This window comes from Dyella soli (genome assembly GCF_054482295.1).
Genome location: NZ_JBTFFU010000002.1, coordinates 651409 through 666145, shown reverse-complemented (window position 1 = coordinate 666145; position 14737 = coordinate 651409). Strand labels below are relative to the sequence as shown.

9 protein-coding genes are annotated in these 14737 nt (G+C 67.0%); 6 read left to right on the top strand and 3 right to left on the bottom strand.

The genetic code is table 11. The features are described from left to right. Positions 1–20: 20 nt before the first annotated feature. A complete protein-coding gene (locus tag ACXU4B_RS13360) occupies positions 21–1073 on the bottom strand; it encodes a class I SAM-dependent methyltransferase (protein WP_131411735.1) in 1053 nt (350 codons plus the stop codon). A gap of 132 nt (positions 1074–1205) precedes the next feature. On the opposite strand from ACXU4B_RS13360, the gene ACXU4B_RS13355 reads away from it, so the two are divergent. The 6 genes from ACXU4B_RS13355 to ACXU4B_RS13330 all read left to right on the top strand — a co-directional run bounded on the left by ACXU4B_RS13355 (position 1206) and on the right by ACXU4B_RS13330 (position 13422). After that, a complete protein-coding gene (locus tag ACXU4B_RS13355) occupies positions 1206–1862 on the top strand; it encodes a helix-turn-helix transcriptional regulator (RefSeq protein WP_131411737.1) in 657 nt (218 codons plus the stop codon). Positions 1863–1991: 129 nt separating this feature from the next. Beyond that, positions 1992–4616 (top strand): glycosyltransferase family 2 protein, encoded by a 2625-nt coding sequence (locus tag ACXU4B_RS13350; RefSeq protein ID WP_131411739.1) that lies wholly within the window; start codon positions 1992–1994, stop codon positions 4614–4616. 57 nt (positions 4617–4673) lie between these two features. Continuing rightward, positions 4674–5555 carry a methyltransferase domain-containing protein gene (locus ACXU4B_RS13345; RefSeq protein ID WP_131411741.1) on the top strand — a complete coding sequence of 294 codons (882 nt, stop codon included), beginning with the start codon at positions 4674–4676 and terminating at the stop codon, positions 5553–5555. A gap of 106 nt (positions 5556–5661) precedes the next feature. Next, entirely contained in the window at positions 5662–7419 is a 1758-nt protein-coding gene (locus ACXU4B_RS13340) for an autotransporter assembly complex protein TamA (RefSeq protein WP_131411743.1), read from the top strand. 10 nt (positions 7420–7429) lie between these two features. Further along, complete coding sequence (locus ACXU4B_RS13335; RefSeq protein ID WP_131411745.1) at positions 7430–11227, top strand: translocation/assembly module TamB domain-containing protein; 3798 nt, start codon at positions 7430–7432, stop codon at positions 11225–11227. A gap of 116 nt (positions 11228–11343) precedes the next feature. Beyond that, complete coding sequence (locus ACXU4B_RS13330; RefSeq protein ID WP_131411747.1) at positions 11344–13422, top strand: M13 family metallopeptidase; 2079 nt, start codon at positions 11344–11346, stop codon at positions 13420–13422. A gap of 103 nt (positions 13423–13525) precedes the next feature. On the opposite strand, the gene ACXU4B_RS13325 is transcribed toward ACXU4B_RS13330, so the two are convergent. Both ACXU4B_RS13325 and ACXU4B_RS13320 read right to left on the bottom strand, forming a co-directional pair. Then, positions 13526–13996 (bottom strand): cupin domain-containing protein, encoded by a 471-nt coding sequence (locus ACXU4B_RS13325; RefSeq protein ID WP_240734140.1) that lies wholly within the window; start codon positions 13994–13996, stop codon positions 13526–13528. A 170-nt stretch (positions 13997–14166) separates the two neighbouring features. After that, positions 14167–14586: a hypothetical protein gene (locus ACXU4B_RS13320; protein WP_131411750.1), complete on the bottom strand. Its 420-nt coding sequence runs from the start codon at positions 14584–14586 to the stop codon at positions 14167–14169. Between the last annotated feature and the right edge of the window lie 151 nt (positions 14587–14737).

Here is a 14737-nt window from a genome sequence, read left to right as displayed (position 1 = left end):
AGTCCTCGCCCGATGCAGGGCTAAGGCCGCGCCTCCAGCACGAGGTTGAACGGCGTTTCGGTGGCGCGCCGGAACTGCTTGAAGCCACCGCCTTCCACGACTACTTCGCGCAAGCGTGCCTCGCCGGCCTGGGCGCCCAGTGCCGGCCCATGGCGCGCCAGCGATACCGGCACGCAGATCTGCGCCGACGCGCCGAAATACACGCGGCCGACCGGATTGAGGTTGTCCTGCACGCTGTCGCCGGCGAACGGCTCGACGATCATGCAATTGCCGTCCTGCTTCAGCGCCTGGCGGGCATGCCTGGCGGCGCCCACCGGGTCGCCCATGTCGTGCAGGCAGTCGAAGAAGGCGATCAGGTCGAAGTCCTTGCCCTGGTAGCCGGTGGCGTCCGCCACTTCGAAATGCGCGTTCTTCACCCCGGCCGCGCGGGCGCGATCGCGCGCCACGTCGATGGACGGTGCGTGGTAGTCGTAACCGAGGAACTCCGATTGCGGGAACGACTGCGCCATCAGGATCGTGCTGGCGCCATGCCCGCAGCCGACGTCCGCCGCGCGGCCGCCGTTGCGAAGCTTGTCCACCACGCCGTCCAGCGCGGGCAGCCAGGCGCCGATCAGGTTGGCGTTGTAACCGGCACGGAAGAAGCGCTCGGTACCGCGGAACAGGCACGGATGGTGCTCGCCCCACTCCATGCCCTGGCCGTTGCGGAAGTGTTCCAGGGTGCGCTCCTTGGCATGGAACATCGCTTCGACGATGCCGTACGCGCCGGGCAGGTCCACTGGCCCGCTGGGATCGGCAAGGCACAATGCCTGTTCCTCGTTCAGGCCATACGTGCCGCTGGCCTTGTCGTAGTCGACGTAGCCACCCGCTGCCTGGTTGCCCAGCCATTCGCGCACATAGCGCTCGAACGTACCGGTACGCGCGGCGAGTTCGGCCGGCGTGAGGCGTTCGGCCGCCAGGGCCTTGTAAAAGCCCAGTTCGTCGCCGATGAGCATCAGGGTGGCGCTGACCGAAGCACCCAGGTCGCCCACCGCCTTGCCCAGGAAAGCATTGAGTCGCTGTTCGTCGATAGCCATGGCAAAACTCCGCGGCACCGCCTTCACGGCGGTGGCATTAGGATCAAACACCCTGCATACGCCTCCCGGATGCTTCCCGCCTGTCCCATACCGGACAGCCCCAACGGACTAGCCGGTTGGCTGGAGCGCGCCATGCGACAACTACCGCAGCCGATGACCGTGCACGGGCACGGCGTGCAGCCACGGCCGGCTGACGCCGCGGCCGATCCGGTGCTGGCCCAGGTGCTGGACCAGTTGCCCACTGGCGTGGTGCTGGTCGACGCGGCTTCACGTCTTTGTTACGCCAACCGCGAGGCCCGCGACATCCTGGCGACGCGCGACGGCCTGGCCGACAGTCCGGCCGGCCTGGCCGCCACCAGCGCGGCCGACACGCGCCGGCTGCGCCAGGCCCTGGCCCTGATGGGCATGGCGATCCCGGGCGCCGGCGACTCATCTGCCCCGAGGTACCTGTGCCTGCCCCGGGCCGCGCCACGGGCGCCCCCCTTGCTGCTGCGCCTGCTGGCCCTGCCCGGCCCACCGGCGCGTACGGTGGTTTTCATCACGGCACCCGAACATCTGCCCCCGGTGTCCCGTGAGGCCATGATGGCGATCTTCGGGCTGACGCCGCGCGAAGCGGCGCTGGCCGGCCTGCTCGCCGACGGCCACGAGCTGCGCGATTGCGCCCAATTGCTCGCCATCGGCGAGGGCACCGCACGCAATCACCTCAAGCACGTGTTCGAGAAGACCGCCAAACACAGCCAGGTGGCCCTTGTTGCACAGTTGTGCCGCCTCGCCGGAACCACCCGCTGAGCGCGCCGGCGCCGCGCATGGCCTGACCTTGCGCTGACCATGTGCGGCCGCCTTTATTGAGCGAAAAGCGCTGCATGGTTAAGCTCCTCTGGCTTTTCGGCCTCGTGTGAGGCAGCCACGGGGACCGTTTTGAGCGCCACACCGACCACCCACGACAGCCGGCATCCGCTGCTCGCCGCCATCCTTCTCGCCCTGATCGTGGCAGCGATGAACATCGGCCTGTGGTGGTGGAGCAATCTGCCGCATGGTCCCGAGGACTGGAAAGGTCCGATCGGCGGCTTCGCGCTGTCCGCTTTCCAGCGCTACCAGAACCCGCTCAAAAACGATTTTCCGTCCGATGACGAGATTGCCGGCGACCTCAAGCTGATCAGCCGCTACACCCCGCGCATCCGCACGTATTCCACGCTGCAGAACCCGCAGATGTATCGCCTGGCCGAACAGGAAGGCCTGCAGGTGATGGCGGGCGCCTGGATCGACCGCCGCCTGGACAACAACGAGAAGGAAATCGAGACGCTGATCGCGCAGGCGCGGCGCTATCCCAACTCGATCAACCGGGTGATCGTGGGCAACGAGGTGCTGTTCCGCAACGATATCCCGCCCGAACAGTTGATGGCCTATGCCGACCGCGTGCGCGCAGCGATCCACCAGCCGGTGTCGATCGCCGAGCCGTGGCATATCTGGGCGAAGTACCCCGAGCTGGCGCAGCACGTCGATTTCATCACCGTGCACCTGTTCCCGTACTGGAACGGCATCTCTGCCGTCGGCTCCGGCCGCGACCTGGACAAGTACCCCGCGGTCAACGACGCCCTGAAGAGCTACGAAGCCCTGCAGAAGATGTTCCCCGGCAAGCTGGTCGTCATCGGCGAAATCGGCTGGCCGTCGAACGGTGACCGCTTCAAGTACGCCGACCCCTCGGTGTCGAACGAGGCGATCTTCCTGCGCACGTGGTTCAACGAGGCCAGGAAACGCAACATCGACTACTACGTGATGGAAGCGTTCGACCAGCCCTGGAAGGAAGCACTGTCGGGCCGCACCGAAGCCTACTGGGGCATGTTCAACGCCGATCGCCAGCCCAAGTTCCCGTTCACCGGCCCGGTGACCGAGGACACGGCCTGGCCGTGGAAGGCGCTGGCAGCGAGCCTGCTCGCGCTGCTGCCGATGATCTGGTTCGCCAGCCGCTACAGCCGCTTCAAGCTGATGGGGCGCTTCTTCTTCTGCGCGCTGATCCAGCTCGCCTGCGGCCTGATCACCTGGTCGGCCACGCTGCCGTTCAATTTCTACCTGAGCTGGATCGACTGGACCATGCTGGTGCTGCTGTTCCCGGCCCAGATCGCGATCCTGGCCATCCTGCTGATCAACGGCTTCGAGTTCACCGAAGTGCTGTGGCGGCGCGACTGGATCCGCCACGCCGGCCTGCTGCCGCCCGACCCGGTGGAGAAGCAGCCGTTCGTGTCGATCCACCTGGCTTGCTACAACGAGCCGCCGGAGATGGTGTTCGTCACGCTCGATTCGCTGGCCAAGCTGCACTACGAAAACTACGAAGTCCTGGTGATCGACAACAACACCAAGGACCCGGCGATCTGGAAGCCGGTGCAGGAATACTGCGAGAAGCTCGGCAACAAGTTCCGCTTCTTCCACCTGGAACCGTGGCCTGGCTTCAAGGCCGGCGCACTGAACTTCGGCCTGAAGGAAACCGACCCGCGCGCCGACGTCGTGGCGGTGATCGACGCCGACTACGAAGTACGCGAAGACTGGCTGGCCTCGCTCACCGGCTACTTCCACGATTCGAAGGTGGCGGTGGTGCAGTGCCCGCAGGCGCACCGCGATTTCGAGCACAACCGCTTCCGCCGCATGACCGCGTGGGAGTACGACGGCTTCTTCCGCATCGGCATGCACCACCGCAACGAGCGCAACGCCATCATCCAGCACGGCACCATGACCATGGTGCGCCGCTCCGCGCTGGAAGGCACCGGCGGCTGGTCGGAATGGACCATCTGCGAGGACGCCGAGCTCGGCCTGCGCCTGATGCATGCCGGCTACGAGCTGGTCTACGTCGATGAGCTGATGGGCAAGGGCCTCACCCCGGCCGACTTCAAGGCGTACAAGAGCCAGCGCTACCGCTGGGCGTTCGGCGCCATGCAGATCCTCAAGGGCCGCTGGCACTGGATGACCAGGAAGGGCCCGCTCTCGGGCGGCCAGCGCTTCCACTTCCTCACTGGCTGGTTCAGCTGGTTCGCCGATGCGCTGCACCTGATCTTCACCATGATGGCGATCTTCTGGACCGCCGGCATGGTGGCGTACCCGACCATCTTCAGCCTGCCGATGCAGCTGTTCCTGATCCCGGTGATCGGCTTCTTCTTCGCCAAGGCGATCTTCGGCATCGTGCTGTACCGCGCACGTGTTCCCTGCGGCTGGTACGACACGCTGATGGCGTCGCTGGCCAGCATGGGCCTGTCGCACGCGATCGCCCGCGGCATCCTGCACGGGCTCACGCGCGAGAAGACCTCGTTCGTGGTCACCGCCAAGAGCCGTCGACTGGGCGGCAGCAACTTCGCCGCCTTCGCACCGGTGCGCGAAGAACTGTTGATGGCGGTCGCCCTGCTCTTCTGCGTGATCGGCATGGGCGAGCGCTTTGGTACCCAGTACGTCGAGGGCACGTTGTGGATGTTCATCCTCGCCGCGCAGTCGATTCCCTACGTTTCCGCCGTCGTCGGCGCGTGGATTGCCCACAAGGCAGGCGACAAGGCCGGCTGAGGCCACGCCTGCCTGCATGACAACCAGGGCCTTGCCCTGGCCGGCCAGGATGGAACGATGGCTACGATTCAATGGTTCGGGCGCCGACAGGATTTCGTCGATGCTGCCAGCCGCCTGCAGGACCGCATGGAAGGCCAATACGTGCCGGTCGCGGGGGCCGCTGCCGCCGAAGGGCGCTGCCCCGTGTGCGAACGACCGACGACGTTCGTGTTGTCCGGAAGCAGCGACAGCCGACCCAACCTGCGCGAAAACCTGCACTGCCCGCGCTGCCACCTGAACTCGCGCCAGCGCCTGGTGTTCGTCGCCATGCGCGATCATCTGCTCCAGGGCACCGGTGACGTGCCGCCCCGTGGCGCACTGCTCGAGCAGACCACGCGACTCTATCGCCGCGCGCATCACGCCTGGCCCTGGCTGACCGGCTCGGAATTCCTGGGCGACCAGCGCTTCAGTGGCCGGCACTACTGGTGGTCCACCCGCTGGTGGCGATGGCGGCACACGCGGCACGAGTCGATCACCTCGCTGTCCTATGCCACGGATTCACTCGGGCTGCTGGTCCATAGCGATGTGCTGGAACACGTCTACGACACGCCTGCCGCGCTGCGCGAGTCCTCACGCGTGCTGCGTCCCGGTGGGGTGACCCTGTTCACGGTGCCGTTCTTCGTCGATCGCGAGCAGTCCCTGCTGCGCGGACGCCCCGCCGCCGACGGGCAGATCGAGCACCTGGCGCCACCCGAGTACCATGGCGATGGCCTGCGACATGGCGGCATCTATACGTTCCATCATTTCGGATGGGACCTGATCGAACGGATGCGGGACGCCGGCTTCAGTCGTGCGCAGATCGGCTTCTGCCATGCACCCGGGGAAGGCTTCCATCCGGACGATCCTGCGGCAACCGGACCGTGGCAGTCGTGGCCCCTGCTGTTCCGGGCGGTGAAGTGAGCCGACGCCGGGTTCCTTGATACTTTGCAGACACCCGACTCGCTAAATATCCGGGCCGTATTCGATGCATCATCGGAAACGCCATGACGAGGACGGATCCCAGCGCATGCAACGCATCCGACATTGCCTCACTCTGCTACTGCTGGTCCCCATGCTCGCGCATGCGGGCGTGCAGCTCGTGGTGGATGGCGTGGACGATCCGCTCAAGCTTGCGGTCACCTCGGGCGTGGATATCTCGCAATACGCCAATCGCGATGTCAGCGACGCGCAAGTCCACCGCCTCTACAACCAGGCCCTGGTGCAGGCCACGAGCGCGCTGGAGCCCTACGGCTATTACGAAGCGAAGGTGACCGGCCAGCTCGAGCCCACGGGCGACAACTGGCGCGTCACGCTCCATGTGACGCCGGGCGCGCCGGTGAAGGTGACCGAGGTCGACCTGCAGCTGGACGCCCGCGCGGCGGAGCTGCCGGCGATCCGCCGCGCCAGGCGCGCCATCGAGCAGCTCAAGGGCGAGACCCTCAACCACGGCACCTACGACAGCACCCGCGACGCACTGAGCGGCGCGCTCACCGCCAATGGCTTCCTCGACGCTCGCCTGCTCACCCATCGCGTGGAGGTGAACCGCGCCGAACGCAGCGCCGCCATCCATCTCGCCTGGGAGGTTGGCCCGCGCTACCGCTTCGGCGACGTGCACTACGAGGGCTCGCAGTTTCGTCCCGGCTTCCTGCAACGCTACGTGCCATTCAAGAAAGGCGACTACTTCGCCCAGGACCAGTTGCTTCAGCTGCAGCAGGCATTGAACGGCGCTGACTACTTCTCCGTCGTCAGCGTGCTGCCGGACATCGACGACAAGAAGGACGGCGTGGTCGACGTCAAGGTGTCGCTGGCGCCGGCCAAACGCACGATCTACACCGGCGGGCCCTTCTTCGGCACCGACACGGGTTTTGGCGTGCGCGCGGCGGTCGAGCAGCGCTGGGTGAACGACCGCGGGCACAAGTGGAAGAACGAAGTCGTCATCGCACAAAACCTCAAGACGCTCACCACGCTCTATACCGTGCCCATGCCCGGCCCCAACCAGCGCAGCTTCAACTATGGCGCCATCTATCGCGACTCGGACACCGACACCTCGCATTCGAAGACGCTGGAGCTGGTCGCCAACGAGACGCGCCAGTGGCATGGATGGGTACGCACGATCGGGGTGCATGCGCTGGATGGCACTTTCACCGTCGGCCAGAAAAGCGGCGAGCCCGACAATGCGCCGGGCGTGGAGCATGGGCGCAGCAACCTGTTCTATCCGGAGATCTCGCTGTCGCGCAAATCCGGCGACAACCCGGTCTTCGTGCGCCATGGCTGGTCGCTGACCTTCGCCGCACGCAGCACGGTCGGCGGGCTGCTCTCCGATGCGAGCTTCAGCCAGGTCACCGCCGACGCCAAGTGGATCGACGCCTTCGCCGGCAACAACCGCCTGATCCTGCGCGGCACGGCCGGTGCGACCTGGACCAACGATTTCTCGGACCTGCCGCCGCAGCTGCGCTTCTTCGCCGGCGGCGACCATTCGGTGCGTGGGTATTCCTACCAGAGCATCGGGCCCAAGAACTCCTACGGCCGCGTGATCGGCGGCAAGAACCTGCTGGTGGGCAGCACCGAGGTGGAGCACTACTTCAGCCGCAAATGGGGCATGGCGGCGTTTGTCGACGCCGGCAACGCGTTCAGCGGGACCGACTACCGCCCGAAGATCGGCGCCGGCCTGGGCGTACGCTGGATCTCCCCGGTGGGTATGATCCGGGTGGACCTGGGCACGCCGGTGCACAACCCCGACGAGCACGGCGTGGAGCTTCACGTCGTGATCGGCCCGGATCTGTGAGAACGCAGCGATGAATGCCGTGCCCACCACGCCCACGCCTGCTTCCGCGCCGCGGCCGCGTCGCCACTGGCTGCGATGGATCGCGCTGTCCCTGGCCGTGCTCCTGCTGCTGCTGCTTGCCGCCGGATGGCTGGTCGGCACGGACGCCGGCCTGCGCTTTGCGCTCGCGCGCGCCGAAGGCTTCACCCACGGCGCGCTGGCCGTGCAGTCCGCGCAGGGTCGCCTGCTGGGGCCGCTGGAGCTGAGCGGCGTCCGTTACGCCGACGGCAGCGGCCTTGATGTCAACGTGGCCAAGGCGCATCTGGATCTGCGCGCGCTGCCCTTGCTGCGCAAGCAACTGCACGTGCTCGAACTCACGGTCGATGGCGTGGATATCGCCTTGCCCAGGAGCAGCGAGGAAGCGGAAAGCGAATCCGCCTTCTCGCTGAAGCCACCGTTGGACCTGCTGCTCGACCGCGCGCACGTGGGTGCCTTCCGGCTCAGCCAGGAAGGCCGGCTGTTGTTCGCCTCGCAGCGCCTGGACCTCGCCGGCAGCTGGACGGCCGCCCACGGCATCGAATTGCGCCAGCTGGCCTTGCTGGCGCCCGCCGGCCATGTCGATCTCAGCGGCACCCTGGTCGTGGCCGGCAACTATCGCGGCGACAGCAAGGCCGGTTTCGCCTGGCAGGTCGATGGCACCACCTACGCCGGCCAGTTCGAAGCGCATGGCGATGGGCGCAACGCGCGTGCCGACCTGCAAATGACCGAACCCATGGCCGCGCGCCTGCAGTTGCAGATGGCGCAAGGCGGCGACTATGCGTGGACTGCCCGTGTCGACGCGCCCCGCTTCGATCCTCGCCCCCTGCTGGGCGAGAGTGCGCTGACCGGCCTGGCCGTGGCCCTTGATGGCCGTGGCGACCGCCGCAGCGGCACATTCACCGGCCAGCTCGGCCTCAACGATTATGCGTTGCTGCTGCATCCCCTGAGCGCGCGTTTCAGTGACGACCTGAAGACGCTCACGCTGGAACAGCTTGGCGTCGGCTCGCCGCAGTTCACCGGCGACGTCACCGCGCGCGGCATCGTGCAGCTGGGCGCCAGGCCAGTGACGGCCGATCTGCACATCGACTGGGCAAAAGTGGAACTGCCCGAGGCGCTGGCGGGCCAACGCCTGTTCAGTCATGGCAGCCTCAAGGCACAGGGCAGCGTGGACCAGTTCCATGCCGAAGCGGATCTGGCCATCGGGCCGGCCGACCAGCTCGCCGCCGTCACCTTCAACCTCGACGGCACGCCAAAGCTCATCGACCTGCATGCGCTGGCCGTCCGGCAGGCGCAGGGCGAACTGCAGGCCAAGGGCACGCTGGCGCTGCAGCCAGTGCTGGCCTGGCAGGCGGAGGCCACGGCCAGCCGGTTCGACCCGGGTCACCTGCTGGCGAAATGGAACGGCTCGCTCGATTTCGACATCGCCTCGCAAGGCACGCTGACGCAGGATCGTCCCGACGTGACGCTGGACATCCGCAAGCTGGAGGGACGCCTGCGCGAGCGCACCGTGCACGGTGACGGCAAGCTGCACCTGCCGCCGGAAGGCGTGGTCGATGGCCGGCTGCGCCTGATTTCCGGCGCCAGCGACGTGCAGGTCGACGCGCGGCCAGGCAACACCAACAACGTCACCATCAAGCTTGCCGTGGCCACCCTGGGCGACTGGCTGCCGGATGCTGCCGGGCGCGTGCAGGGCGACATCCGCGTGCAGGGCAGGCATCCGAAGCTCGCACTGGACGCCAACCTGCAGGGACAAGCGCTCAGCTACGCCGGCCAGCGCGCAGACAGCCTGCGCCTGCTCGCCAGCGTGCCCGACCTCAGCCGTCCGGGTGGCAAGCTCGACCTGCAGGCGAGCGGCGTGGGCGCCGGCGGCATGGCCTTCACGCAGGTCACCCTGCGCGGTGACGGCTCAGCGGAACGGCACAACCTCACGCTCAGCGCCCATGGCACGCCGCTGTCGACGGACATCGCGCTGAGCGGCGCGCTCAAGGGTTCGGCGTGGAACGGCACGCTGTCCACCCTGAACCTCGATGTCGCGGGCCTGCCGCGCTGGCGCCTGCAGCAGTCCAGCCGGCTTGCGTACAACGACGGCGCGATCAGTCTCTCCGAGCTTTGCCTCACCGCGGGCGAGCCCTTGCTGTGCGCGGCGGCAAAGCAGGACAAGGCGGGCAACCTGGAGGCGAGCTATCGCCTGCGCAACCTGCCCACCGCCCTGCTGATGACCGCCGCCAGCACGGCCAAAGTGCCGATGCGCGTGGAAGGCTCGCTGGAAGGCAACGGCAACCTGCGGCGCAACGCGGCGGGCGCACTCAGCGGCACGGCCACGATCACGTCGGCCAGGGGCTCCATTGCCTTTGCCGACCGTGCCGACCAGCCGCTGCTGACCTACGACAACCTCGCGCTCAACGCGCAACTGGCGCCCTCCAGCCAGCACCTCGAAATCCATGCAGGGCTCACCAACCATGGACGTCTGGACGGCCAGGCGACGATCTCCGGCGCACAGCAGGCGCTGGCCGGACATGTCTCCGTGCACGCCAGCAACCTCGCCCTGCTGGAGATCTTCACCACCGACGTGGTGAACCCCAAGGGGGCGATCAGCGGCGAATTCGGCCTGGGGGGGACGCTCTCCCAGCCGGCCATTACCGGCCAGGCGGCGCTCAGCGATGTCGCGCTGGAAATCCCGTCGATGGGCCTCAAGCTCAGCCAGGGCCGCGTGGTGGTCACCACCAGTGACGCGAAGAACTTCCGCCTGAGCGGCAACATCCACTCCGGCGACGGCAACCTGGTACTGGAGGGTTCGGCCGCTCTGGGCGCCAACGCCCAGAGCCTGTTGTCGGTCAAGGGCAGCAACGTCGAGCTGATCAATGTGCCGGCCGCCCGCGTGGCGGCATCGCCCGATCTCGCCGTCCGCCACGGCGAGCAGGGCCTGGACGTCACCGGCACGGTGACGCTGGACAGCGCCGAAGTGAACCTCGACAAGCTGCCCGGCACGGGCGCCACGCGGGCCTCGCCCGATGTGGTGGTAGTCGATGAAAAGCAGCAGGAGCAGGCAGCCGGCCGCATGCCGGTCACCGCCACCGTCACCGTGCGGCTGGGCAACAAGACGCACCTGGTCGGCATGGGCCTGGATGGCCACTTGCACGGCCAGCTGGTGGTCAGCGAAAAGCCGGGACGCGCCACCTTCGGCCAGGGCCAGATCGAAGTGGACGGCACCTATAAGGCGTACGGCCAGAACCTGCAGATCGAACGCGGCCAGCTGCTGTTCGCCAGCACGCCGATCGACAACCCCGGCCTCAACATCCGGGCCGTGCGCAAGCTCAGTCCCAACGCCACCATCGACGACGGCCAGAAGGTCGGGCTCTACGTGGCCGGCACCGCGCAGCGCCCCGTGCTCACGGTGTTCTCGCAGCCGGTGATGGAGCAATCCGATGCGCTGTCCTACCTGGTCACCGGCAAGCCGCTGTCGCAGGTCAAGGGTGGCGAAGGCAGCATGGTGGGCGCCGCCGCGCAGGCGCTGGGTTCGGCCACCGGCAACCTGCTGGCCAAGAGCATCGGCTCGCAACTGGGCGTCGACGATATCGGCGTCACCAGCAGCGACGCGCTCAACGGCAGCTCGGCCTTCACCGTCGGCAAATACCTGTCGCCCCGGCTTTACCTGAGCTACGGCGTCGGCCTGTTCGATCCCGGACAGGTCATCACGCTGCGCTATCACTTCAACGCGCACTGGAATTTCGAGGCGCAGAACGCCACCGACTTCAGCCGGGCGGCCCTCAACTACCGTTACGAACGCTAGGCCGCGGCGACCGAGCCGGCGCCGGTCGCGCGCCATCACCTAGCCCAAAAGTCATGCCCCACCGAACAGGGCAACGGACTATCGTTACCGTTTTACCCCACTCCAGGAGACCGCCCATGCGGCAATTTCGTTGGATCCTCACGGCAGCGGCGCTGACCAGCACCTGTGCCCTGGCCGCCGCGCCGGCCGATCCCGCCCCTACCCAGGCGCCGGCGCGCAGCGCCAGCGGCATCGACCTGGGCGGCATCGACCACGCCGTGCAGCCCGGCAATGACTTCGACAACTACGCCAACGGCAACTGGAAGAAGAACGCCGAAATCCCGGCCGATCGCTCCAGCACGGGCATCTTCCTGCAGGTGTTCCAGAAGGCCGAGCAGCGCAACGCCGACCTGATCCGCGACGCCGGCAAGGGCAACCCCGCGGCCGGCAGCAACGAGCGCCGGATCGCCGACTACTACGCCGCCTTCATGGACGAGGACGCGATCGAGAAGCGCGGCCTGGCACCGCTGCAGCCGAAGCTCAAGCAGATCGATGCGATGGCCGGCAAGGCCGATCTCGCCCGCGTGCTGGGCAACGGCCTGCGCGCCGACGTGGATCCGGTGAACGCCACCAATTTCCACACCGAGCATCTGTTCGGCCTGTTCGTCTCGCATGGGCTGGAAGACGCCACGCACAACATCCCCTACCTGCTGCAGGGCGGCCTCGGCATGCCCACGCGCGACTACTACCTGTCCGACGACAAGGCGATGGTGGAGACACGCGGCAAGTACCAGGCCTATATCGCGGCGCTGCTGAAGCAGGCCGGCGTGGCCGATGCCGATGCGAAGGCCACGGCCATCCTCGCGCTGGAAACCAAGATCGCCAAGGCGCAGGTCGACATCGTCGACAGCCAGGACATCCACAAGGCCAATAACCCGTGGCCGCTCGGCTCGTTCGCGAAGAACGCGCCCGGCCTGGACTGGAGCACCTTCTTCAAGGCCGCCGGCCTCGACCAGCAGAAGGTGGTCGATGTGTGGCAGGTGCCCGGCATCAAGGGACTGGCCGCGCTCACCGCCAGCGAACCGCTGCAGACCTGGAAGGACTACCTCGCGTTCCATGCCCTCAACGAAGCCGCCCCGCTCCTGCCCAAGGCCTATGCCGACCTGAGCTTCGGCTTCTACGGCCAGACCCTGTCGGGCACGCCCAAACAGCGTGATCGCTGGAAGCGTGGCGTGGCCAGCACCAATGCCGCGCTTGGTGATGCCGTGGGCCAGCTGTACGTGAAGAAGTATTTCCCCGCTTCGTCCAGGAAGCAGGTGGAAGACATGGTGCACAACATCCTCGCCGCGTTCGACGAGCGCGTGGACCACATCGACTGGATGACGCCGGCCACGCGCCAGAGGGCCAAGGCCAAGATCGCCAGCATCCGCGTGAGCGTGGGCTATCCCGATAACTGGCGCGACTACGGCAAGCTGGAGATTCGCGCCGACGATGCGCTGGGCAACCTGCAGCGTGCCGACGAGTACGAATACCAGCACCAGTTGGCCAAGCTCCGCCAGCCGGTGGATCGCGGCGAGTGGTGGATGACGCCGCAGACGGTGAATGCGGTGAACCTGCCGCTGCAGAATGCGCTGAACTTCCCGGCGGCCATCCTCGAAGCGCCGTTCTTCGATCCCAAGGCGGACGCGGCGGCGAACTACGGCTCGATCGGCGCGGTGATCGGCCACGAGATCAGCCACAGCTTCGACAACCTCGGCGCCGAGTTCGATGCGCAGGGCAACCTGGCCAACTGGTGGACACCGGAAGACCAGGCGCACTTCAAGGCTGCCGGCCAGAAGCTGGTCGAACAGTTCAACGCGTACGAGGCATTGCCGGGCCTGCACGTGAACGGCCAGCAGACGCTGGGCGAGAACATCGCCGACGTGTCGGGCCTGACCATCGCCTACCTCGCGTACCACAAGTCGCTCGGCGGCAAACCCGCGCCGGTGATCGACGGCCTGAGCGGCGACCAGCGCTTCTTCCTCGCCTTCGGCCAGTCCTGGCGCGAAAAGATCCGCGATGCCGCCCTGCGCCAGCGCGTGATTGGCAACGAGCATGCACCGGGTCGCTTCCGCGCGCAGACCGTGCGCAACCTCGACGGCTGGTACGACGCGTTCCAGCCCAAGCCGGGTGAAGCGCTCTACCTGGATCCGGCGCAGCGCGTGAAGATCTGGTAAGCCGGTTTTTCCGCCAAGAACAGGAGCCACGTCTCGCCAGAGGCGTGGCTCTTTCGTCTGGCGGGCTACGCCAACCGCGCACGACCGGCCGCGGCAACGCAGCTCAGGTGTTTTCGCGATCGTAGTAGTCGACCGTCTGCTCGGCGCGGAACATCTTGCGCAGGCCACCATCGCCGCGTTCGCCGGTCACGATGAGGATCTTCTGCGAGTCGGGGTACTCGCAGGTCTCGATCTCGACCAGCGTCGAGAGCGACAGGTAGCGCATCGTGGTCGTGCCCGTATTGATGATCTGGTGCGCGACTTCCGGGCCGCCGGTGGGGCAAGCGATCACATCGTGCCTGCGGATCGGGTAGGTCTGGTCGCCGAAGCGCAACTCGCCTTCGCCTTCGATGACCAGGAACATCTCCTCCTCGCCATGATGGCAGTGGAACGGACACTGGGCCTTGCCCGGCGGCAGCACGGTGAGGTTGTAGCCCAGCTTGCGCGCGCCAATGTGGTCGCTGATCTGGCCGCGCTTGGATGTGTAGAGACCGTTCTCCTCGATATCGTCGAATTCGACCTCGTCGAGATTCATGACCGGCTTCATCGCAGGGACCTCCAGGATGGGGGACGTTTCGCTGGTGTTCGCGGGTCAGGCCGACCGCTGCAACGGCGTGGCTTGTCGCCCCCCGGGCGTCAGCACGGCCAGCCCGGTCGCCTACGATACTCGCCGTCTGCCAGGCGCGCGCCGGAACCGCGCTGGCCTCAGCGGCATTCCATGTGGCGCGCTCCGCGCAAGGCCACCAGTCCGGTGATCCGCAGCTCGCTGATCGCGAATGGCCAGTTTTCGATGCCGAACCGATGCGACAGCACCGGACAACTGCTGGTGTATTCCTGCCGCAGGCTGCCCGAGCGCACCATGAAGGCCTTGTAGCGAAGATCATCGGCGAGCGGGCTGTGCACGGAAAGAAACATCTGGCTGCTACCGGGCTCCTGCCAGAAGCGCAGGACCAGCAAGCTGGCTGGGTCACCCGCCGGCACGATCGCCTTCGGAGTGACGGAGTCGCCCGTAGCATCGAGGGACACGCAAAGGGTTTCTCCCGGACGGATCCGGATCACGCCGTCGGTGAGCGCATCTTCATGCCCGGGCTCGCACGCCGGCACGCCGTGGCGGCCCGCATCCATCGCCACGGCTTCCCAAGGAGCGGGCGGCGCGGGTTGTGGTGCAGGCGCAGGTGCAGGCGCTGCCGCGCAGCCGGTCAGCAGAACTGCCATCAACAGTCGAATGATTCGCATGGATCCCCCCTGGCCCGCAGGTTAGCAAAACCCGCGGGCG